General features: G+C 53.5%; 23 protein-coding genes. 6 read left to right on the forward strand and 17 right to left on the reverse strand.

What is annotated here, in order from left to right:
* Positions 1–128: 128 nt before the first annotated feature.
* The gene (locus tag AYW79_RS11415; protein WP_067565908.1) at positions 129–518 is read left to right on the forward strand and encodes a chemotaxis protein CheW; all 390 of its coding nucleotides are present in this window, start codon (positions 129–131) and stop codon (positions 516–518) included.
* On the opposite strand, the gene hemG is transcribed toward AYW79_RS11415, so the two are convergent.
* The 4 genes from hemG to AYW79_RS11435 all read right to left on the reverse strand — a co-directional run bounded on the left by hemG (position 519) and on the right by AYW79_RS11435 (position 5,174).
* Entirely contained in the window at positions 519–1,919 is a 1,401-nt protein-coding gene (gene hemG / locus AYW79_RS11420) for a protoporphyrinogen oxidase (RefSeq protein ID WP_067565911.1), read from the reverse strand.
* Positions 1,916–2,854: a ferrochelatase gene (gene hemH, locus AYW79_RS11425; RefSeq protein WP_067565914.1), complete on the reverse strand. Its 939-nt coding sequence runs from the start codon at positions 2,852–2,854 to the stop codon at positions 1,916–1,918. Before hemH ends, hemG begins: the two co-directional genes overlap by 4 nt.
* The gene (gene hemE / locus AYW79_RS11430) at positions 2,851–3,882 is read right to left on the reverse strand and encodes a uroporphyrinogen decarboxylase (RefSeq protein WP_067565959.1); all 1,032 of its coding nucleotides are present in this window, start codon (positions 3,880–3,882) and stop codon (positions 2,851–2,853) included. The genes hemH and hemE overlap by 4 nt, the downstream gene beginning before the upstream one ends.
* Positions 3,883–3,980: 98 nt before the next feature.
* On the reverse strand, positions 3,981–5,174 hold the full coding sequence (locus AYW79_RS11435; protein ID WP_067565917.1) for an MFS transporter: 1,194 nt from the start codon (positions 5,172–5,174) through the stop codon (positions 3,981–3,983).
* Between the two features lie 107 nt (positions 5,175–5,281).
* On the opposite strand from AYW79_RS11435, the gene AYW79_RS11440 reads away from it, so the two are divergent.
* Together AYW79_RS11440 and AYW79_RS16120 are read left to right on the forward strand one after the other, a co-directional pair.
* Positions 5,282–5,791 carry a CcdC family protein gene (locus tag AYW79_RS11440; protein ID WP_079290950.1) on the forward strand — a complete coding sequence of 170 codons (510 nt, stop codon included), beginning with the start codon at positions 5,282–5,284 and terminating at the stop codon, positions 5,789–5,791.
* 101 nt (positions 5,792–5,892) lie between these two features.
* Positions 5,893–7,218 carry an NlpC/P60 family protein gene (locus AYW79_RS16120; protein ID WP_231877819.1) on the forward strand — a complete coding sequence of 442 codons (1,326 nt, stop codon included), beginning with the start codon at positions 5,893–5,895 and terminating at the stop codon, positions 7,216–7,218.
* 97 nt (positions 7,219–7,315) lie between these two features.
* Here the strand turns inward: AYW79_RS16120 and AYW79_RS11450 are convergent, their stop codons facing one another.
* The gene (locus AYW79_RS11450; RefSeq protein WP_067953047.1) at positions 7,316–8,776 is read right to left on the reverse strand and encodes a Na+/H+ antiporter NhaC family protein; all 1,461 of its coding nucleotides are present in this window, start codon (positions 8,774–8,776) and stop codon (positions 7,316–7,318) included.
* Positions 8,777–8,875: 99 nt separating this feature from the next.
* On the opposite strand from AYW79_RS11450, the gene AYW79_RS11455 reads away from it, so the two are divergent.
* The gene (locus tag AYW79_RS11455) at positions 8,876–9,652 is read left to right on the forward strand and encodes a TVP38/TMEM64 family protein (RefSeq protein WP_067953049.1); all 777 of its coding nucleotides are present in this window, start codon (positions 8,876–8,878) and stop codon (positions 9,650–9,652) included.
* Here the strand turns inward: AYW79_RS11455 and AYW79_RS11460 are convergent.
* The gene (locus tag AYW79_RS11460; RefSeq protein ID WP_067953051.1) at positions 9,555–10,514 is read right to left on the reverse strand and encodes a D-2-hydroxyacid dehydrogenase; all 960 of its coding nucleotides are present in this window, start codon (positions 10,512–10,514) and stop codon (positions 9,555–9,557) included. The two genes, AYW79_RS11455 and AYW79_RS11460, sit on opposite strands and share 98 nt — an antisense overlap.
* An 86-nt stretch (positions 10,515–10,600) precedes the next feature.
* Between AYW79_RS11460 and AYW79_RS11465 the strand changes: the two genes are divergently transcribed.
* Complete coding sequence (locus AYW79_RS11465; protein WP_067565926.1) at positions 10,601–11,446, forward strand: mechanosensitive ion channel family protein; 846 nt, start codon at positions 10,601–10,603, stop codon at positions 11,444–11,446.
* Here AYW79_RS11465 and AYW79_RS11470 read toward each other — a convergent pair.
* Positions 11,364–11,879 carry an NUDIX hydrolase gene (locus AYW79_RS11470; protein WP_067565929.1) on the reverse strand — a complete coding sequence of 172 codons (516 nt, stop codon included), beginning with the start codon at positions 11,877–11,879 and terminating at the stop codon, positions 11,364–11,366. The two genes, AYW79_RS11465 and AYW79_RS11470, sit on opposite strands and share 83 nt — an antisense overlap.
* A gap of 119 nt (positions 11,880–11,998) precedes the next feature.
* On the opposite strand from AYW79_RS11470, the gene AYW79_RS11475 reads away from it, so the two are divergent.
* Positions 11,999–12,400, forward strand: coding sequence for a DUF2203 domain-containing protein (locus tag AYW79_RS11475; protein WP_067565932.1), 402 nt, complete (start codon positions 11,999–12,001; stop codon positions 12,398–12,400).
* 66 nt (positions 12,401–12,466) lie between these two features.
* On the opposite strand, the gene serC is transcribed toward AYW79_RS11475, so the two are convergent.
* From serC to AYW79_RS16125, 10 genes are all read right to left on the reverse strand, one after another.
* On the reverse strand, positions 12,467–13,564 hold the full coding sequence (serC, locus tag AYW79_RS11480; protein WP_067565935.1) for a 3-phosphoserine/phosphohydroxythreonine transaminase: 1,098 nt from the start codon (positions 13,562–13,564) through the stop codon (positions 12,467–12,469).
* A gap of 122 nt (positions 13,565–13,686) precedes the next feature.
* A complete protein-coding gene (locus AYW79_RS11485) occupies positions 13,687–13,923 on the reverse strand; it encodes a hypothetical protein (protein ID WP_067565938.1) in 237 nt (78 codons plus the stop codon).
* 63 nt (positions 13,924–13,986) lie between these two features.
* Positions 13,987–14,625, reverse strand: coding sequence for an MBL fold metallo-hydrolase (locus tag AYW79_RS11490; RefSeq protein WP_067565941.1), 639 nt, complete (start codon positions 14,623–14,625; stop codon positions 13,987–13,989).
* Positions 14,626–14,703: 78 nt separating this feature from the next.
* Positions 14,704–15,150: a D-aminoacyl-tRNA deacylase gene (dtd, locus tag AYW79_RS11495; protein ID WP_067565944.1), complete on the reverse strand. Its 447-nt coding sequence runs from the start codon at positions 15,148–15,150 to the stop codon at positions 14,704–14,706.
* 62 nt (positions 15,151–15,212) lie between these two features.
* Complete coding sequence (locus tag AYW79_RS11500; RefSeq protein WP_067565948.1) at positions 15,213–17,528, reverse strand: RelA/SpoT family protein; 2,316 nt, start codon at positions 17,526–17,528, stop codon at positions 15,213–15,215.
* Positions 17,529–17,540: 12 nt separating this feature from the next.
* On the reverse strand, positions 17,541–18,056 hold the full coding sequence (locus AYW79_RS11505; protein WP_067565951.1) for an adenine phosphoribosyltransferase: 516 nt from the start codon (positions 18,054–18,056) through the stop codon (positions 17,541–17,543).
* A gap of 82 nt (positions 18,057–18,138) precedes the next feature.
* Entirely contained in the window at positions 18,139–19,029 is an 891-nt protein-coding gene (locus tag AYW79_RS11510) for a cation diffusion facilitator family transporter (RefSeq protein ID WP_067565954.1), read from the reverse strand.
* Positions 19,030–19,122: 93 nt separating this feature from the next.
* Positions 19,123–20,019 (reverse strand): protein translocase subunit SecF, encoded by an 897-nt coding sequence (gene secF / locus AYW79_RS11515; protein ID WP_067565956.1) that lies wholly within the window; start codon positions 20,017–20,019, stop codon positions 19,123–19,125.
* Positions 20,016–21,242: a protein translocase subunit SecD gene (gene secD, locus AYW79_RS11520; RefSeq protein ID WP_067953053.1), complete on the reverse strand. Its 1,227-nt coding sequence runs from the start codon at positions 21,240–21,242 to the stop codon at positions 20,016–20,018. Before secD ends, secF begins: the two co-directional genes overlap by 4 nt.
* A gap of 54 nt (positions 21,243–21,296) precedes the next feature.
* Positions 21,297–22,160, reverse strand: an 864-nt coding sequence (locus AYW79_RS16125; RefSeq protein ID WP_082864661.1) for a post-transcriptional regulator, incomplete at its 5' end; no start/stop codon positions are given.

Genomic DNA, 22,160 nt, shown 5'->3' on the forward strand with positions numbered 1-22,160 from the left:
GTCTCGGCCACAGCGCAAGAACAAACAGCCGCCATGGAAGAGATTGCCGCGACGAGCACCGCACTCTCTTCTCACGCTCAATCACTGCATGAACAATCGACAACATTTCAGATCTAGGAGGGATATGCATGAAATGCGTCACCTTTCGACTCGGAACAGAAGTTTACGGTCTACCGGTCGATGCAGTGCGCTCAATAGAGCGATTGGCGAAAATTCGCGCTGTTCCTTGTTCGCCACCCCATGTACTCGGCATTATGAATCTAAGGGGCGTTGTGACGTCCGTTTCTGATTTGCACACTGTGTTTTCCATGGAAAAATGCGAGCAGACCGAAGAATCCCGACTGCTCATTCTTGCAGATACAGCATTCCTGATCGACGAAGCGCTCGACGTTCTGGATGTAAATGTAGAAGACATTCGAGCACAAGAAGGACAACCCGAAGTCATTTCAGGGGTTCTTCAACACAGCAAAGATCTGATTGCCATTCTAAGTCCAGAGCAATTGGTTGAGCAACTTTAATTACGAGGATAGCGCCTCAAGGATAGATTGCGCCGCCTCCATCCCATCAGCCACACAGTCCGGAAGGCCAACACCGCGATACGCCGCGCCTGAAAAAATCACGCGCGGATACGCGCGCCGGGCTGCTTCCGTCAGTGCTGCCACGCGCGTGAGGTGTCCCACTTCATACTGTGGCATTCCTTTTTTCCAGCGTGTGACAAGAGAAAAGATCGGTTCAGGATCTGCCTTAAGCCAATGCGCCAAATCACCGCGCACGCGCGCGATGATTTCCTCATCAGGTGCGTCAACGATTCCATCCGCTTCTGCGCGGCCCACAAACGCGCGCAGTGTCACAACATCCTCATCGGCCATGTGCGGCCATTTCGACGAGACAAAAGTACACGCAGTAACGTCAGATCCCTCTCTTCGCGGTACGACAAACCCCGACCCATCCAACTGAAACAAAAAATCACGCGGGCGATAAGCCAGTGCCACCGTTGCGACAGACGCGTAACGAAACGCCTCCAGCGTCTGCCTGACGCCTTCGTCATTGACAAGTGTACAGGCGCGGTGCGCAGGGACTGCCATCACAACTGCATCACAGGAGAACTCGCATCCCTCCGCGTGTACGATCACTTCACGCATAGAATTCTCGACCGAAGTGACTACGCAACCCGTATGTACAGTGACCCCCTGCGCGTGAAGCGCTTGAAGCAGCGCCGCCGCGAGCTTTGATAATCCACTGCGCAACGTGAGAAATGCCGTTTTTGGCAGGTCATCATCCTGCACAACATTTTGGCGTTCGGCAACAAAATCTTGCAATCCGCGCAGCAGACTCCCACGGCGCACAGCCTCTTTGAACTCTGGATACGTCGCCGCCACACTCAAACGGTCAATCGGACTCGCATGGACCCCTGCAAGCACCGCTTCCGCAATTTTCTCTACCACCTCGCGCCCAAGCCGTCGGGTGAGAAGTTCTCCCATCGAATCATTCTCGCGATCCTGATCGGGCCCCATGGTCAGATCGAGCAGTGCGCGTCGCTTTCCTTCCTCACTCAAAAATGGAATCTGCTCGAATGCTTCTTTTGTAAGTGGAATGCCCATGTATGTACCCTTTGGAAAGGGATATAATTCTCCATCCGAGACGAGGTATGTCTTTCGCGCCAGTGGCCCCGTCCCGACAAGCTGTTCACGCAGACCAAGCTCCGTGCACAGATCAATCATCACACGCTTACGCGCGAGAAAGGAGTCTGGCCCCTGCTCAAACAGGTGCTGCTCGCTCTCGACCGATCGAAGCGTTCCCCCCACCTGATCGCGCGCTTCAAAAACGGTGACATCCACGCGCCCTGTCTTCATCAAGCGATAGGCGGCCGTAAGCCCTGTAATTCCAGCACCGATGACTGCGACGCGCTGCCTGCTCATCGCGCACCAGAAGGATTGATTTCGCGCTCAACGCGATGAATGGCCGCAACCAATGCATCAATCATGCGCTGATCTGCATTGAGTGAGGCGGTGCGCTCAAAGTGAATCCCTTTTTGTGACGCGTGCTGCTGCGCCTCGATATCGAGGTCGTAGAGGACCTCCAAGTGATCAGCGACAAACCCGATGGGGCAACTCAGCATCGCGCGATATCCCTTCTCGGCCAACTCACCCATCACCACAAGCAGATCTGGACCAAGCCACGGTTCGGCGGTGCGTCCAGCACTCTGCCAAGCGAACTGCCAATCGTCAATCAATAATCGCGACGCCAACGCTCGACTGGTTTCGAGCAACTGCTCAGGATATGGATCGCCAAGCGCCAGAATGCGCTCAGGCAAGCTGTGCGCTGAAAAAACGACTTTCAACTGGCGGCGTTCTTCTTCTGAAAACTTCTCAAGCGCCTCTCTTAGCCGCTCTTCGAGCGCGTCAAGAAACGCATCCTCCATATGCCAAGAGGAGACGCAGTGCAGCTTCATCAAAGCCTCTTCTGCCGCCTCCAGCGCTTCTTTTGTATAGACGCCTACACTCATCGTTGAATAGTGAGGCGCGAGGACAATCCCGACCGCCTTCTCAATTCCGTCTGCCGCCATGCGCCTCACCGCATCCGCGATAAACGGCGCGGCGTGTTTCATTCCAATGTACACTTTATAGCGTGAATCTTTCACATTCAGCGTCTGTTCTAGCTTTCGCGCCTGTTCATCCGTAATTTCATTGAGTGGCGATACACCGCCAATCGCTTTATAACGCCCAATCAACTCATCGAGCAGGGGTTGCGGCGGTTTATTGCCCCGACGAATATGCGTGTAGTACGTCTCCACTTCATCGAGGCTGCGCGGGGTGCCGTACGCCATGAGCAGAATTCCGATCGTCTTGTTCATGAGGAGGTCAACCTCGCTTCGCTAAATTCGTGAACAAACTCTGTCAATCGCCGCAGCGTGTCCATCGATGCCGTTGGAAACACGCCATGACCTAGATTAAATATAAAACCTGGTTTCTCCATGCCTTCGGTAAGAATTTCCGCTGCGCGCGCCTTGAGCACGTCAAACGGCGCGAGCAAAAGCGCCGGATCGAGATTTCCTTGAATCGCATGCGCTTGCGACACCCGTTCGCGGGCAGCGCGAATCGAGACACGCCAATCGACCCCGATCACATTCGCTTTTAGCGTCTTAAACTGCGGCAAAAGCTCACCTGTCCCCACGCCGAAGTAGATGCTCGGCGCTTCTTCTTCGCTCAATGCGTGGAAAATGCGTTGCATATGTGGAAGAATGTGCGTTTCGTAGTCTTTTGGCGAAAGACTTCCCGCCCACGAGTCAAACACTTGCACCGCGTCGGCGCCTGCAGTGATCTGCGCACGCAAATAATAAATCACCATTTCGGACAATTTCTCCATAAGGTTTGCGAAAACATCCGGCTCGCCATACATCATCGCCTTCGTGTGCAGGTAGTCTCGCGATGGACCCCCTTCAATCATATAGCTGGCGAGCGTAAACGGAGCACCGGCAAACCCGATGAGTGGCACAGCCACGGTATCCTTTACGCGCTCAATCGTTTCTAGAACATGCGGGAGTGCCTCGTGAACATCAAATCCGTGGAGAGCATCCACATCCTGTCGTGTGCGAAGCGGATGCTCTACAACGGGTCCGCGCCCCTCGACGATCTCAAAATTCACACCCATCGGACCTACTGGCACCATGATGTCTGAAAAGAGAATCGCGGCATCGACGCCGAGCTGGGCAACTGGCAAACTTGTCACCTGCGCACAAAGCTCAGGCCGCTCACAGATCTCGAGGAGACTATAATTTTTTCGAATTTCACGATACTCCGGTTGATAACGTCCTGCTTGTCGCATATACCAAACGGGCACGCGCGTTGACTTTTGCGAACGGCATGCGTCTAAAAATGGCATGGTTGACACTTGAATTCCCTCTTTTCACAATGAGACCCGATTCATACGAATTAACTATAGCACAGGCAGTCGGTCAACTCAGAGCGCGCGCGTGCCCGTCACGCGATTGTCACAGACGACGCGCGAAGACTGCGCGCGTAGAAAACGTAAATCGCGACAATTAAGAGAAACGTCCCGGTCATGATGAACACGGTGTCGATATGAAAGAGATCTCCGACATAACCACCGATAAGCGGTCCGAGGAGCGTTCCCATCTGATTGAATGTCTGGGAAATACCAAACGCTCTCCCGCGAAACGCGTCATCCGTTTTTTCCACTGTCAGCGCGTTCAATGCGGGATAAACGGCGCAAAAAAACATGCCGTAAAAAAAACGAATCGCGCCAAATCCAAAAACACTGTGAAAAAAAATCTGCGCAATGTTTCCGAGTGAACCGCCAAGTAACCCGATCAAAAGCGTCCTGCGAAATCCTTTGCGATCCCCGTAGCGGCCCCAGATCGGACCGAATACGATCCCTGAAAGCCCTGCGACCGAGAATACGATCCCTGTATCAAGCGACGCATTCTGCACAGGGACGCCCAATTGAATGACATAGAGCGGCAAAAGTGGTTCGATGGTCATGATCGCAAACGATGTGATCATCATGGCAATCAACACAGTGAGCAATCCGCGATTCTTCACGGCGAGCGAAAAATCGCCAAGGATGCTGATTTTTTTCTCTGACGGGACAAAATTTGGCTCACGCACCCAAATGATCGCGAGGACGGTCGAGATGGCAACGGATGCACCCGCGATTAGAAACGTATTCTGATAGGAAAACGCGTGACTCAAGATCCCGCCAAAAAGCGGTCCGAGGATGCTTCCGGTCGCCGTCGCTGTGGAAAGGCTAGCCAGCGCAAAGCCAACAGACGCTTTCGGTGTCGTGCTGCCAATGAGCGCTGTGGCGCTCGGAATGTACCCGCTGAGAAGACCCATGAGCACGCGAATCAAGAGCAATTCGACAGGCGTTTTGACAAACGCCATCGCGGCATAGAGAACGGTGAGGGCGATGCCCGAGCGAATGAGCATGGGCCGCCGACCGTAGCGATCTGCGAGCGCACCCCACACAGGAGAGATGAGCGCGCCCGCCAGAAAAGACGAAGAAAACACAATTCCGCTCCACAGTCCAATATTGTGGTGAATCCCCAGTTTCACAAGAAAAAGTGGAAGAAAGGGGATAACCATCGAATAACTGGCTGATGCGACGAGTGACCCGCCTAAAAGTATGTAAAGATTTGCACGCCAAGATTCCATTGCGCTCCCTCTCCCTATCATCCGCATTGAAACTGATCGCAGTCGTGGAGTATCATGGGCTTGCAGGGAAAGCATCCCCTGTGTCTTCATGAAACGAGGAGCGATGTGTGTTGTTATCTGGACAAACGGCTCAATGGATCAGTACAATCGTGATTATTCTGTTCGCCCTCTCGGTTATCGTGATTCGCTTGCGCGCCGCGCGAAAACCTACGAACGCCAAAAAAATCCTCATCCCGCCAATCGGTATGAGCACGGGATTCCTCATGTTTGTCGCACCGATTACACGCGTGCCTTTTGCCTATGCACTCGTGGCATTGCTCGTCGGGGTGCTCTTTTCCATCCCGCTCATCGCGACGTCCAAATTGGAGCGGCATGATGAGCAAATCTATCTCAAGCGCTCGCCCGCCTTTATCGTGGTTCTTCTGGTATTGCTTGTCATTCGCATTTCGCTTCACGGATACATTGAGAAGTATATAACGATTCCGCAGACGGGTGGAATCTTTTTCATCCTCGCGTTTGGCATGCTTCTTCCTTGGCGCATCGTTATGTACATAAAATATAGGAATTTCCTAAAATCTGCAGGAGACGTCGCCAAACTGCGCGAGAGCAACGCCTGACGCCTGTCGTTACGGCCTCCACACACGACCTTTGTGCGCCACGCATAACAAAGCCTGCTTTACCCCACTATAATAGCAAATTCAAAGTGGGGGTGGTTAGGTTGCCTTCAATTCTTCACCGCAGGAGATATCTACGCGGACTACTCGCCGCCTCGGCCATCATGGGGCTTAGTCTGTCCGGCTGTGGCTCGTACTCAGCGTCTACTTCAGGTGCCCTTCCCGATCGCGTTGCGCGGCCGCTAAGCCAAAACACAGGCCATCGCATGTATCACGTGTATCAAACGCACTACGACTCCCCTTCGCAAACCGTCTACATTTATACCAAACGCATTCCTCACGGCCCATTATCGGTTGCCACGTATCACTCACTCGGCAGTGAGCACACCTTAGATATGGCTTCCATTGACGGTGTGATCAACTTCGCGACATCACAGTACTCGACATCCAAAGTATCCCATGTCGTCGTTTTGAATGAAGAATCACCCGAACGCTATCGCCAGATAGCAAACGCCCGCAACGATCAGCCCACCGTAAACGCAGGGGGCGCGCTTCATCTCACAAAGGGTAGTCTTGCGCCGCATCGCTCGTTTGAGATGATTGCGCAAATCCCTGTTCCAAGCAACCCACTTCACAGCGGTGTCAGCAGTTTTGCCCCGTCCGGCCAAACAAGTGCAGATGCGCTCGGAGCGTACGGCGGTTACGGTATGAATCGCGCGTATCGTTCCTGGAATCCGCACGGTTACCAACGTTATGGAGCGCATCACTACCGCGATCCGTATGGATCTACGTCTGGGGCGCATAGCCAAAAGGGTGCGACCGGAGGCACTGGTAACGCCAAAAGCGGTTCAACTGCGACAACACCAGGCAACACAGCAGCCACTTCTGGCTCCACTGCGACAACACCAGGCAACACAGCAGCCACTTCTGGCTCCACTGCGACAACACCGAGTGGATCAACGAGCGTTGCTACAAGTTCTATCCCAATTCCACCACCTGGCGTGCACCTTGATCCGAGCATCGTCCCAGGTGCTGGCGTTAACGCCTCCTATTCTGCAAAACTCGCAGCGATCGAATCTGTCGCAGAGAGTAAACTCGGCACCCCCTACATTTGGGGACACAACGAAGATCGCGGTCAGTACGGTTTTGACTGCAGCAATTACACGGAATACGTGTTTCACCACGCGCTCGGCTACCTCATGACAACATCAAGCAAAGGTCAGTTTCTGTACGTTGGCGTCAAAGTTCCTCTGAGTTCGATGCGTCCTGGCGACCTGATCGCGTTTGATAGCGGCGCGCATGTCGGTATTTTCATTGGAAATGGGCAGATGATCCAAGAGGGTGGCGGACTCGGAAAATGCGGATACCTCCCGCTCACGCCCACATCCTACTGGTATCATCACATCTCTGCCGTGAAACGGATGTTCTAAAAAAATGTGCTACACCCGCCACGTTTACAAAGAAGCTGTCGCTACGCTCGTGCGCCGCGACAGCTTCTTTCTTTTTCTCGCGCAGTATTCCTAGGGTTCAGGCAAACATCCCGGCAACCCCGTAGAGCACTGCCGAGATAGCGCCTGCAATCGCTGTGGAGCGTAGCAGCGATCGCGCGAGTTTCATGACAGGCAGCTTCATCACGGTCGCCATCGCAACCGTATTGTCACTAAGCGGTGACGCAAAACCACCCAGTGTACCACCTGCAAACACGGCGCCTGCAATCAGCGGCAGCGAAGCGTGCATCGCGATGCCAAGCGTGAATCCAAGCGGCATCATGATACCCCATGTGCCAAAGGATGAACCAATGAAATAGGAGAGGATCGAGCCGAGGATGAAGATGGACGGTGCAATCAGCATCTTAGGGATGAGGTGCCCCACCACCTTTGTGATGTAGAGAGAAAACCCGAGTTGCGTTGACACGTACGACACCGCCCAAACGAGCAGCAATAGAACGATGACTGGCATCATCTCGTTGCCTCCGGACATCGCCCCAACCATCAGGCGACCGATCTCCTGCTTTCGAAACAGATAGAAAACCAGGGAGAGCAGGACCGTGATAAAGATTGCGGTAATCATCGCTTTTGCCGCATCCGCATGCAAAAACGCCTGAAGAACACTCCGCTGTGGCGCACTGCCATTCAAATAGGTCAAACCGATCGTGAGAAACAACAAAAGGGCAATGGGAATTACCAAGTGCAGGGCAGATGGTGTTGCCCGCTCACTCCACACATCAAGCGGCTCCTGCGGGTCTTCAGCTGAAATGGTTGTCACCGCGTCAGGAATCCCTGATACGACAGGCGAAGCAGAACGCGTGTCCCCTTCATCAGAAAGGACTGCGCGCGCACTGTGGCGCGTTTGAAAGCTGCGCAGCGCACCTGCAATAAGGATGATGACCGCAAAAAAATTAAACGGCAAACTCGCAAGAAAAAATGGATAGGCATTTGTTGCAACGCCTACATGCTTGAGGGAAACGGCGAGCAGCCCCACCATATAGCCGACAAACGCCGTTCCAATTGGGACGAGACTGATGAGCGGTGTTGAGGTTACGTCGATCGCATAGGCGAGATCGTAAGGTTTAATGCCGAGTCGGCGTCCGACTTCCTTCATGATCGGCGCAACGGTGATGATGCGAAAGTCAGGCGCCATAAAGGTTGCCAAACTAGAGAGCCATGTGATCGCGTACGCAGAGCGCGCCGTGCGAATGCGCGGTTCAAGCCACGCTGCGATGCCGTGAACACCGCCTGTAATTCGAATGAGTCCAACAAGAACGCCAAAGAGATAGAGAAACACGACCAGATGGAGATTTCCAGTAACCTGCATTTCTTGATAAAGATCGGAGAGCGCTTGATCAAACGCGTGAAAAAGGGATTTCGTCTGCAAAAATGCACCCGTAAGAAGTCCCGCGACAAGCCCTGGAATCACCTGTCGCGTGATCATACTCACCGGTATCACAACCGCAAACGGCAACAGCGAAAGCCACCCTGGGTGTATCATCATATCCCTCCTCACGCAAGTTTTTGCGCACAAAGGGAAACCTATGCACACATGGCTGTATCGCGTAAACAACGGTTCACACGCAAGAGAGGCGATTTTATGGTGAAAGCTACCACAAGACAAAAACGCGGGACAAGTATAGGTTGGACAATCGGCACCCTTGCGCTCGGAATTGTATCCGTCTTCCTTTACTACCGCTACCAACATGACGTCTCGCCGTTCATTCGTCACGCAGGAGCCTTGGGACCGATTGCCGCCGTCATCCTCATGGCGCTTCTGTGCATCATCCCATTTCCGGCAGAATTTCTGATGGTCATCGACATGCAGGTGTTTGGGGTCTGGTGGGGCATTCTGTGGGTCTGGCTTGGGGCGATGCTTGGAGCGTGGGTTACCTATTTGATCGCAAAGCGCCTGGGCGAGTCTTTTGCGCGGCGTTTCGTACCGGAAAAGCATCTGCACAAGCTCAGCGACATGGTGAAACGGCACGGGGCCATCGGACTCCTGATGGCCCGCATTATCCCGCTCATTCCGTTTGTCGTCCTGAATTATGCGAGCGCCATGCTGCCCGAGGTTCACCTGCTCGCATACCTCGTCACGACCGGAATCGGCATCATGCCGTATGACCTCGGCGCGGCGCTGATCTTCTTAGGCTTTTCCAAGCGTTGGATCGAGTGGATCATCGCAGGTGGCGTCACACTCGTGTTGATCTGGCTGATCACACTCTATTGGCAGCATCGTCACCGCCACCGCGAAGAACGTCTCAAAAACCAAGTTCATCTCAATAGCCAAGCTCAACATCCACAAGACCTGCAAGCGGCTTCCCTGCCCGATACCGCGCGACGTTTTCGAGAAACGCGCCGACGACCTCTTCCGTAAGCGATGGACCCGAAACATGCGGCGTGACGGTGACGCGTGGATGCGCCCAGAATGGATGGTCAGGCGGTAAGGGTTCTACCGCAAATACATCGAGAATCACGCGCCGCAATCGCGTTTCGTGGAGTGCAGTCAACAGCGCGTCTTCATCGAGTAGACTCCCGCGCCCCACATTGATGAGGATACTCCCAGGCTTCATCGCGGCGAGCACGTTCGCGTCGACCACCCGCTCTGTCTGTGGCGTGAGTGGCAAAGCGAGCACGACGGCGTCGCATGACGCGACAAAGGGCTGCCAGGCGTCTGCCCCGTACTGACGATCCAGTCCCTCAATTGGCAATTGGCGAAGGCTGAGTCCGTGCACTCGCATTGAAAAGGCGCGCGCCAGGCGCGCGATTTCGCGTCCGATTGAACCGAGCCCAGCCACGCCAAGCGTCATTCCCTTCAGGGTTTCTCCGCGCTTTGGCTCCCACGCGTGACGCATCTGTGCGTCACGCTGCGCGTCATACCGCTTGACCTCTGCGAGCAAATGGAGAAACACATACTCTGCCATCGGTGAACCAAACTGTTCAACGATGCGTGCGACAGGCAGCCGCTTTGGCACTCCCGCACGCGCGGCATCTTCTACACCCGCGCCCATCAATTGAACAAACGCAGGCAGCGGCTCATCAGCAGCGGCATCAACGATCAAATCAAACGGATACCGCCACGCAAAAAGGCAGTCAGCCTGCGACTGAAGTGCTTGCGCTTCTTCGCGATTGACAGCTGTCAACACGTTTAAATCAGGCGCGCGCCGGGACAACTCCTCTACATAGCGCATGACCGCCGTCTCGTGATACAAAAGAACCGTGCGAATCGAGCGCGTCAAGTGGATCCCCCTTCGAGACAAGATTCGAAATGCACCCTTGTTGTTTGGTATGATGAGAGAAACGGATTGCCTCAAGGAGGGACATCATGCCTTACTCACTCTGGCGCTCCGTGTTGGCAAACGGCATTCTGCTTCTCTTTGTGGCGCTGCTCACAAACGTGGCGAGTGGATTTTTCGCGCAGCTTCCCATGGCGATATGGTACCACCATCTCTTAAAATACGGTATCGCAATCCTCTTTAGCCTTATCGGAATCTGGCTGATCCGCCGCATCGGTCCACACGATATGTTTCGCGCCCAACACGGCCCCGGCACGGGGGGAACGGCGCGCGCCATTGAACAGCGTCCACTGCTGATTGCCGCGCGGATCATTCGCTTTATCGGCTATACGATCGTTCTGCTCGTAGCGCTCAACACGTTTAGCATTGACGTACGCAGTCTATTGGTTGGCGGCGCACTGACGGGTGTCATTTTAGGAATTGCGGCACAGTCTACCTTGTCCAATCTGTTTGCCGGGCTACTCTTGCTTACGCTTCGCCCATTCTCAGTCGGCCAGCAGATCAGCTTTCGCTCTTCTTTTTTCAGCTCCGTCGAGTATACGGGCGTAGTCGTTGACATGAACTGGTACTACACGGTCATCAAAGACAATGGACGTGAAGTAAAACTGCCAAATGCGGCGGTGATCGTCTCGGCAGTGATCGTTCATCACGGTCAAGAGAACCAAAAATTCACCTTTTCGGTTCCGCTCACTCTCCCGCTTGATTCGCTCGCAGAAGCGATCAAAACGATCGCAGGACACGAACTACCCATGCGCATCACAGAGTTTTCGAGCAGCGGTTATAGCGTCGAAGTCACGTGTCCAGCAGACGTTCGGCCTGACCTTCTGCGCAGCGCCTTGCTTGAAGCCACGTCTGCGCTTCCGAAAGAAAGTTGAGTTGTTCTTTCGGAAGGTCAGCAGGAAGTGCCGCGAGCGGCAGAAAACGAAAGTCGTCCACTTCTGCATTTGCGACAAACGGATCCTGCGCGTCAAACTCGCATAAAACAGCGATGTCAAGCGTCGCATACGCCTCTGTGACCGCGAGAATCGCGAGCGGTTTTACGCGGATTGCCGCCTCTTCGCGCAATTCGCGCACAGCCGTCTCATACGGTGATTCACCGCGTTCCTTTAAACCGCCTGGTAGTCGCCAGGCCCCTTTTTTCCGATACGTGTGGTGCAGAAGAAGCCATTTACCTTCTTCATTAAAGACCACAGCGACGACGCCGACGACATACTTTTTCTTGACGATGTAGATGATCAGGCGCGTCACAAAACCTGGTAAAACTTTGACTAGGTTGACAGCCCATCTCTTTTGCCATGTATCGTCCACTTACAAATTCCACCTTTATGGGGACTGCGTGTGGATTGCGCAGGGCATGTCCCGTATACTAACGTTGCAACAAAGCCGCACGTAAGCGATGTGAGGATTTTTGACGCAGGAGGTTACCCGTGACAAAACGTTATTACAGCTTGCGCGAAGCGAATGACCTCCTTCCCGCGCTGCGCGAACAGATTGCAGAATTAAAACGAACGCGCGAAGAAATCACCATTCGTCGCTTATCCATCGAACGCAAAAAGCGGGAGATAAAATCGGTTGCGCCAGACGAATTTTTCTTAGAAGAGGCAGAAATCGAGTTCATGCTGATCACTGCGCGGCAGCAGATTGACCACCTCGAAGCGCAGAGTATCTTCATTAAAGACATTGACGCAGGACTCATCGATTTTCTCACGAGAATAGGCGGACGCGACGGCTATCTCTGTTGGCGAAACGGCGAACCGAGCATCCGCTTCTGGCATGGAATCGAAGAAGGATTCTCAAGTCGCAAACCACTCTATGATCAAGGCGTCTAATTCGAAAAGGTCATAGGAAGATCGTGGCCTCTTTCGGATTCCTTCTCCCTGACCTTGACACAAGATTTACCCGTTCTTTTGCGCAAAATCGCGCATCAAGTCGCATAACGCGACAGACGCTGCACGCGGAACCGCGTTATATGTCGAGGCACGGCAACCACCCACCGAGCGATGCCCTGCGAGTCCGAGGAATCCTTCCTGAACGGAGCGAGCGACAAACGCCTTTTCGAGTTCCGGCGTAGGCAAGCGAAACGTAATATTCATGAGGGAGCGGCTATCTTGTGCGGCGTGTCCGCGATAAAACCCTTCGCTCCGATCGATCACATCATAAATCAGTGCGGCCTTTTCCGCATTGTTGCGCGCGAGTGCGTCGACGCTACCCTGTCTCTTTGCCCACTGCAGCACGAGCGATAGAACATAAATGCCAAACGTCGGCGGTGTGTTATAGAGCGAGCGACTTTTCACGTGCGTTTCGTAGCGAAGCATTGTAGGGACGTCTCTGTCTGCGCGTGCCAAAAAGTCCTTTTTGGCAATCACCACCGTGACGCCGGACGGACCCAAGTTCTTCTGAGCGCCTGCATAAATCATCGCAAACTTTGAAACATCTACCTGACGGGAGAGAATGTCGCTCGACATGTCTGCGACAAGTGGCGTGCCATTGCCTTCTGGCAGCGTCGCCCACTGCGTTCCATAAATGGTGTTATTGCTTGTGACATGCAGATACGCATCCGCTGCGTCATACACGATTTCCCCGGGGTTTGGAATACGCTGATAGTTTCCCTCTTTAGCGCTCGCGGCGATGCGCGTCTTTCCGAAGCGGCGCGCCTCTTCCTCCGCCTTTTCCGACCAAGATCCCGTCAGCAAAAAACCTGCTTGCTGATCCTTTGCGAGAAAATTCATCGGTATCATCGCGAATTGCAAGCTCGCCCCACCTTGAAGGAAGAGCACCTCATGCTCATCTGAAATCTGCATCAGTTCTCGTAGATCGCTGATCGCGCGATCGTGAACATCTTCATACACTTTCCCGCGATGACTCATCTCCATGATCGAGAGACCGTGTCCCTGAAAATCGACGAGATGCTCTTTCACTTCTTCGAGGACCTCTGTCGGCAGCGCAGATGGCCCCGCATTAAAATTATACGTATGTGCTCGTCGGTCTCCCACCGCTGATCTCTCCCTTATTCCCTGCTCCCTCGTATTCCATGCATTATACTATAAACTCTCCGCAAGCAAAGCAAAAACCCGGAGCGCGCAGACCGCTTCGGGTTCCCATTTTACATCACGCCTTACATCGGACCGCTGCCAGACGAGATCTCCAGACGGTCGACTGCAATGCGACGATAGAACATCTCTCTCACGCGCGTTGCATCCGATTGCAGGTGGTGTATGCGCACATGGCGCATCATCGCCATGGGAATCACGACCGTTTCGGCAGATCCAGTCGCGAGTTCCATCAGTTTTTGTCTCAACTCATCTGTCATGGCGAGTTCTACATGAAGATGACCAATACGGCTGCGTTGCACGAGGCGTCTCCCCTTTCTCGCTTTCCTCTACACCATACGCCGGAGAAAGCGGGCTGGTGCCCGTTATACACGCCCAAATTGGAAGAAAGGATTGACTTGGCGCTCTTCACCTATCGTCGTATCAACGCCGTGACCGGGATAGACGGTCGTCTCATCGGGGAGCGGCCATAACACCTCACGAAGCGCGCGCTGCAAATCAGCCGGATTCGAGTAAGGCAAGTCCGTTCGTCCAATCGAGCCAGCAAACAAGGTGTCGCCAGAGATCAGTACACCTTCTCGCGGTTCATAAAAGCATAAGCTGCCTGGGCTGTGCCCCGGAACGAGAAGAGCCGTAAAGCGATACGGCCCGACTTTGATCTCCTCGTCGTTTTTTATGTAGCGATCCGGTTCCCGACAGGTGACGGTAACTCCGAAAAATGCCTTTCCCCGCTCGGGTGCCGCTTTCAAAACGGGCAGTTCATTTTCGTGCGTATAAAGCGCCACGCCATACGTTTCGCGCGCGTCGTCATTGCCAAGGACGTGGTCGATGTGACAATGCGTATTGATGATCGCTGTGACATTCAACTGATTCTGCGCAATATACGCATAGACAGGAGACATGTCCGTGCTTGACGGATCGATCAGCAGGACATCACCGCCGGGTACGCCTACAATGTACGTATTTGTATCAAAAGCATTCATTGAAAAAGATTGAATGAGCATGGAATAAGGCTCCTCTCAGCGATTGCGTCTTCGCGCGTTTCTCAAAAACTACGGAGGGTGTGCGCGAACGCTTTTAGGTTAGAGGTGTGCCGTGTCAAGCACGATCGTCACCGGTCCGTCATTGATGAGTTCAACATCCATCATCGCACCGAACTGACCAGTGCGCACGATTAAGCCTGATTGAGCCAGCAATTCATTGAAACGTTCATAGAGTGGCAACGCCTTTTCCGGTCGCGCCGCGTCGATAAAACTGGGGCGACGACCTTTACGCGCGTCAGCGTACAAGGTGAACTGCGAAACGGAGAGAATGTGGCCGCCCACATCGAGCAAAGAGTCATTCATCTTTCCGTCAGGGTCTTCAAAAATACGGAGATTGAGAATTTTGTCTGCAAGATACGTCAAATCAGGTTCCGCATCCGTGTGCGTAAACCCAACGAGAAGCACAACACCGCGGTCAATTTCTCCGACCGTTCGCCCCGCGACCGTAACGCGCCCGCGTCGCACACGCTGCAGTACCACACGCATTCGTCCGATCACTCCCCTCTAGGCTCAACTTTCTCTGTGCACATTCGCGCTTGCGAACGGTTTTATTGAATGACACGCCGCACCGCATAAATATCTTTGACACGTTTAATACGGTCGACGACCGCTTTGAGATGTTCTGTGTTGCGAATCGCAATGCTCAAGTGGATCGTTGCCATCTTTCGCGAATCCGCTTTTCCTGTCACCGCAGTGATATCTGTGCGCGTCTCGACCACAGCATTCATCACTTCATTGATCAATCCGCGGCGATCGAGCGCCGTCACTTCAATATCCACATTGTAAGCCTGACTGGACGTAACGTCCCACTCGACTTCAATGATGCGATTTCCTTCTTCCACCATCGCGAGTACGTTTGGACAATCGGTGCGATGCACCGAAACCCCGCGCCCACGCGTCACAAACCCTACAATCTCATCTCCGGGAACCGGATTGCAACATTTTGAAAAACGTATTAAAAGATTGTCGATTCCACGAACGTGCACGCCGATCGGCGTTTTCGACTGAACGCGCTTTTTTTGTTCACGCTCGCGGTCTGCGACAAGCGGTGTGACAGGGAGTTCCCCGATCGAATCGATGATCGCTTCCTCTTTACGCATGCGATCGAGAATGCGCGTCATGATTTGCGTCGCAGACAGTGCGCCGTGGCCGACTGCCGCAAAGAGATCATCCGGTTTAGAAAAATTGAACTTTGTCATCGCTTCACTGAGATGTGTCGCGATCACCGTATGCGGATCGAGCTTGTGCTTGGCGATCTCCCGCTCAAGAAGTTCTCGCCCCTTTTCCACATTCTCATCGCGCCGCTCCCGCTTGAACCACATGCGAATCTTTGCGCGCGCCTGAGAGGATTGCGCGATTTTCAACCAGTCCTGGCTTGGGCCGTACGACAGCTTTGATGTGAGGATCTCGACGATATCTCCCGTGCGAAGTCGCGTGTCAAGGGTGACAATGCGCCCGTTCACTTTTGCGCCGACACAGCGGTTCCCCACATCGGTGTGAATGCGATACGCAAAGTCGATCGGACAAGACCCTGCCGGGAGTTCGATCACCTGTCCTTTCGGAGTAAAAACGAATACCTCATCCGAGAACAGATCAACTTTCAGCGTTTCCATAAACTCCTGCGCATCGCGAAAATCCTGTTGCCACTCCACCATCTCGCGAAACCAGGCCAATTTTTGCGCAATCGACCCGCTCGGATCGTTCGGATCGACGCGTGTGCTGTCTTTCCCCTTTTCCGTCGACGTTTTTTCCGCAGGAACTTTGTCATGCACTTTATCTGACGCTTTCTCTGCATACCCTTGTTCTTTGTAGATCCAGTGCGCCGCAATCCCATACTCTGCCGTGCGGTGCATCTCCCACGTGCGGATCTGAATCTCCACGGGTTCGCCGTTTGGTCCAATCACCGTCGTGTGCAGGCTCTGGTAGAGATTAGCCTTTGGCATTGCAATATAATCCTTAAATCGCCCCGGAACGGGTTTCCACATGGTGTGAACAATGCCGAGCACGGCGTAACAGTCTTTGACCGAATCAACAATGACGCGCACAGCGAACAAATCATAGATCTCGTTGAATTCTTTATGAAGTTCGGTCATCTTGCGATAAATGCTATAGATATGTTTCGCGCGACCACCGAGATCTGCGTGAACAGAGAGTTCGACAAGCTTTGAGCGCAAGTCGTCGATCACCTTTTGTACATACGTCTCGCGCGCCTCGCGCTTCTTGTCCATAAAATGCGCAATTCTGTAGTAATAGCTTGGATCAAGATAGCGGAGCGAAATGTCTTCGAGCTCCCACTTAATCGTGGAAAGTCCGAGACGATGCGCGAGCGGTGCGAAGATTTCGAGCGTCTCTTCGGCCGTTTTGCGTTGCTTCTCTGGAGGCCGATACTTCAGCGTGCGCATATTGTGAAGGCGATCGGCGAGCCGAATGAGCGCGACGCGAACATCTTTTGCCATCGCCAAAAACATCTTTCGCAAGTTTTCCGCTTGTTGTTGTTCACGGCTTTCAAAACGCAGCCGTTTGAGCTTTGTCACACCGTCGACAAGGCTGCGAATCTCACCGCCAAACTGATTGGCAAGCTCTTCATCTGTGACCTTCGTGTCTTCCACTACATCATGAAGGAGCGCCGCCGCAAGTGTGCGCGCGTCGAGATGAAGATCTGCCAAGATTTCTGCCACGGCGAGCGGATGCGTGATATAATCCGCGCCCGAACTCCGCTTTTGTCCATCGTGATGGAGTGCGGCATAGTAATACGCACGCGTAAGCAGCGCGCGCTCCGCCTCGTTCAGATACGGTGCCTTCTCAAAAAGCGATGTGACAGGCGAGGACGCATCAGATGCTTCAAGCTCAATCTCCGAGCTCATCCATTCCAACTCCTACGCGTACGTTATGAGCGTTTGAATCGGGTACCCCTCTAAGGTATCTCTACCTTTGAGATAGCCCAGTTCAATAAGAAATGCGAGTCCGACCACCGTACCTTGCAACTGCGAAACGAGCTCGATTGTCGTGCGAATCGTTCCCCCTGTTGCGAGCAGATCATCGACGATCAGGACGCGTTCACCCGGTACAATCGCATCCTTGTGAATTTCAAGACCGTCTTTTCCATACTCTAGGTCATAGGTTCGATTGAGCGTTTCTGAAGGCAGTTTGCCCGGCTTTCGAATAGGGACAAATCCCACACCAAGCGCATAGGCAAGTGGTGCGCCAATCACAAAACCGCGCGCCTCAGGCCCCACGACGTGATCGATCTTGAGTCCTTGTGCACGCTCAGCCAATTGGTCAATCGCATAGCGAAACGCGGCTTTATCTCGCAAAAGGGTGGTGATGTCTTTAAAGCGAATTCCCGGTTCTGGAAAGTCTTCGATGACGCGAACATACTCTTTTAAGTTCAATGATTTTGGCACCTCAATGTTGGTTAACGTATACCTTCATTATACGCATCCCGCATCCGCTCTCGCAATTGCAGCCATTTGCCTAGTGGGGCGGTCGCTCGTTATAGGGATTGATATGGATTAGCACATCGCGCAGTTCTTCATGTTTTTCTAAAAGTCGATCTTTCACGCGATGTCCGATGGCATGCCCCTGCAAGACGGTGATCGTCGGATCGACACTGATGCGTACCTCAGCAATTCCGTAGGGTCCCGACTTTCTGACGCGTAGATCATCGACGCGCAGTACACCGTCCACCGTGCGCGCAGACGAAATCATCCCTTCTGTCGCCCGCTCATCGAGCACCTCGTCAAGCAGCAGCTTGTAAGATTCCGCCGCCAGTTGATAGCCCATGCGCACAACGACGAGCGCCACAAAAAGCCCCGCGATCGGGTCTGCCAACTCCAAAAGCGGATGGTGCAGCCACTCACCAAGCAGCGCGACAGCGATGCCAAGCGCGGCAAAAAGGGACGACCACACATCGGCGCGGTGATCCTTTGCGCCAGCGATGAGCGCTGGCGAGTGATCTCGCTGGCCGAGTTTCATCTGCACGCGATAGAGCACCTCTTTGACGAGCGCTGCGGCGAGCGCGACATACAGTGCGACGGAGCTTGGGGCGCTCAAAGGAAGAAAGAAGGTGCGCACAGAGGTATAGACGACCTCAAGGCCCGCCAAGATGAGCAGGATGGCAACCAAACTGGCTGCGATCACCTCTGCCTTCCCGTGACCGTAGGGATGGTCATTATCGGCAGGTCTGCGCGCGACTTGCACACCGATGAGCACGGCGATCGAACCTGCCACATCGCTCGCACTGTGTGCCGCGTCAGCGATCAACGCCTCAGAGTGTGCCGCGAACCCGAAAAATGACTTTACGAGCGTGAGTGCGATATTGACGACAAGGCTTACATACGCCTGGCGTTGTGCAGGTTTATCCACTGTTCATCCCCCCTCCTCTAGGATGCCTCTTTCCGCCGAAAAAAGAACCGGCTAGCAACGGCGATCCGTTGTTAACCGGTAAATTGCGCACAATCAAGCAGCTTTTTGCTCACGGCGCAGCGAGCGCGAGCGCCATACAACCCAAATGGGGCTTGCGATGAAAATTGACGAGTACGCCCCGCTAATCAAACCGACCAGTAGCGCGAAGCAGAAATTGTGAATCGGATCTCCGCCAAAGAAATAAAGCATGATCGCAGCAAAAAGAACGGTCAATACCGTATTGATCGAGCGGGTCATCGTCTGCCAGAGCGAGTGATCGACCAATTGTTCCAGATCGGCGAGGCTCTTTAGCTTGGCGCCTTTCAGATTCTCTCGAATGCGATCAAAAATGACGATCGTGTCATTGATCGAGTAGCCGACGATCGTAAGCACCGCCGCGATAAAGGGGAGGTCTACAGGAATGCGCAACAGCGCAAACACCGAGATGACGATAAACGCGTCGTGCAAGAGCGCGATGATGCCAGCGATGGCAAAGCGATACTCAAACCGCAGCGCCACGTACACAACAATTCCGATGGATGCGAAAACAATCGCCCACACCGCAGTTTGCGACTGCTCCTGCGCAATGATCGGAGAAACGGAGTCGTACTGCGTTCCCACGTACCCTGGAAAGCTCGACTTTAAAATGTGATTGAGCGTGTTTTCTTGTTGGGCATTCAACTCATAACCAAGGCGGATAACCGCCATGCTGTTTTGTGTTCCAGCGGTGGTGATCGCACTTGCCCCGAGTGGCAGATTCGCTTTCGCAAAGGCGCCCGCGATCGCGCTCGTGTGAAACGTCTGCGTAAACTGCACTTGTACGCGGGAACCCGCCTTAAAATCCGTGCCTAGGTTGAGCCCAAACACGAGTGTGACAATCAGTCCAGCGACGGTGATCGCACCGGATAATAAGAAAAACCACTTTCTTCGACGAACGATGTCAAACCTCATCGCTTCGCCACCTCCTTTGTCCTTGCGCCATAGAGCCATGGATTTTTGATGAGGTTAGTACGCGTAAGGAGCATCAGCAGTGATCTGCTTAGAAAGACTGCCGTGATGAGGCTGACGATAATGGAGGCGATCAACGCAACGGCAAACCCGCGCACGGAGCCTGTCCCATAACCGTACATCACAATACCAGCAATGAGCGTTGTGACGTTCGAGTCGAGAATCGTGCGCAGCGCTTTGCGCTGTCCAGACACGACCGAGGATTGCAGCGACTTTCCGTTGCGCAATTCATCTTTGATCCGCTCATACGTGATGATGTTCGCGTCAACCGCCATGCCAATTCCGAGCACAAGCGCCGCGAGTCCTGTCAGTGTAAGCGTAATCGGAAAACCTGCAAACACGCCGAGCAAAAGCAGACTGTATGCCACGAGCGCGATGACTGCGACAAGTCCTGCGATCCTGTACATGAACAGCATAAAGAGAAAGATGAGAAGAATCGCGAGCGCCCCGGCAAGCAGTGTCGCGTGAAGCGCCGCGCGGCCGAGCGTCGGTCCGACCGATGAGGAAGAAAGTTCATGCAAAGGGAGCGGCAAGGCGCCTGCGTTAAGCAGATTCGCTAGATTGATCGCGTATTGAACGGACGGCATGTTTGAGATGACCGCTTTGCCGTTCGTGATCACAGACTGAATCGTCGCGTTTTGAATCATCTTGCCGTTTAGCCAAATCTCCATTGGCTTGCCAAGATACGCCTTCGTGACGGACGCGAGGAGCGCAGGGTTTTTAAACTGGAGAGAAACGTCCGGGTATCCATATGTAGGGTCCGACTCGTACGCCGCATTGTTCATCAAATCTTTTCCTGTCATCAGAACCTTTCCGGAGGCCGATTTGAACTGCAGGTTCGCCTCGGCGGAGAGAAACTGGCGCGCAGACGTCTGATTGAACACACCAGCCAATTCAACGCGCACGCGGTTCCCATTGTCCACCTCGATGAGCGGATCGGCGACCCCTAGGGTGTTCACGCGGTTGGTGAGCGCCGAAATTGTTGAATTCAGATCGGCTGCCGTGATGTTCTGACCATTCCCAATTTGATAGAGCACGTCAAATCCGCCCTGCAAATCCAATCCGAGCGGTATTTTGCTAAAAAGTTTTGGACCAACGCTAAAGGTCAGCCCGAAAATGATGATTACAATAAGAATCCAGGTGGTGAAACGGCCCCACTTAATCATGATGTCCTCCCGAAACGCGCAATATGGGCAGTATAGTGTATCGTCTACCGCGATTCAATGGGGCAAGATGTCGCGATAATCCTCGACATGCCCAACCTTGAATGCATTTTTCATCGTATACGTCATGTAGACGTGCGGTTGCAAACATAGAATGCGATTGACAAGCGCGTGAAACGACGTGGGCCGCTTGGATTTAGATAAGGATTGAAAATAATCCCACAAATCTTCTGGCTGCACCATGCCATAGCCGAGCATGGCAAACTCCTCCGCCTTCTCGCGCAGCAGATGGCCAATGTCCGCCGTCCACTCAAGGATGTAGGGTTCCGCTTCCGGTTCTTCTTCTGGCATTTTCAATCGCCGGTTCACAGACTCCGTCTCCAAAGGAGCTTGATCGGCGCCAAAAGCTTGCAAAGGTTCGGATGCGATTTCTTCGCGTACAGCGTCGTTCCCATACGAGACTTCCACAAAATCCTCACTTCGAGTTTCCACCGCCGCTTCAGGTAATGCGTTCGGCGGCGCAGCAGCAACGAATAGGGTTGGTACATCGCCGTGGACAGGCAAATTCGCTCCGCTCTCCAGTTTCACAGTGTGAAGATTTGTCGCATTCAATTCATCATGCCCCAACACATCTTGCACAACACGTGCAGAGATCGGTGCAAGAGGATCGCCGTCTTCAATCTCGTCCTCGTCTACACGGATGGTGAGCGTTGTCTGCGTACGCAAATCCGCAAAAGCGGCTTCGCCCACGGGCGATTCCGGAGTGGGATGAAGCACTACTTTCACGGATGCCTCCTTCTCGGTCGTGTCTTTCTCAGCTTCCTCTTCTTCGGCCGTTACCGTCGCATGTGCAAAAATTTCTTCCAACAAACTGACAATTTCAGCTTCTACCGCTTCTACCGCTTCTACCGCTTCTACCGC

It is taken from the genome of Ferroacidibacillus organovorans (assembly GCF_001642725.1).
Classification (GTDB): Bacteria; Bacillota; Bacilli; order Alicyclobacillales; family SLC66; genus Ferroacidibacillus; species Ferroacidibacillus organovorans.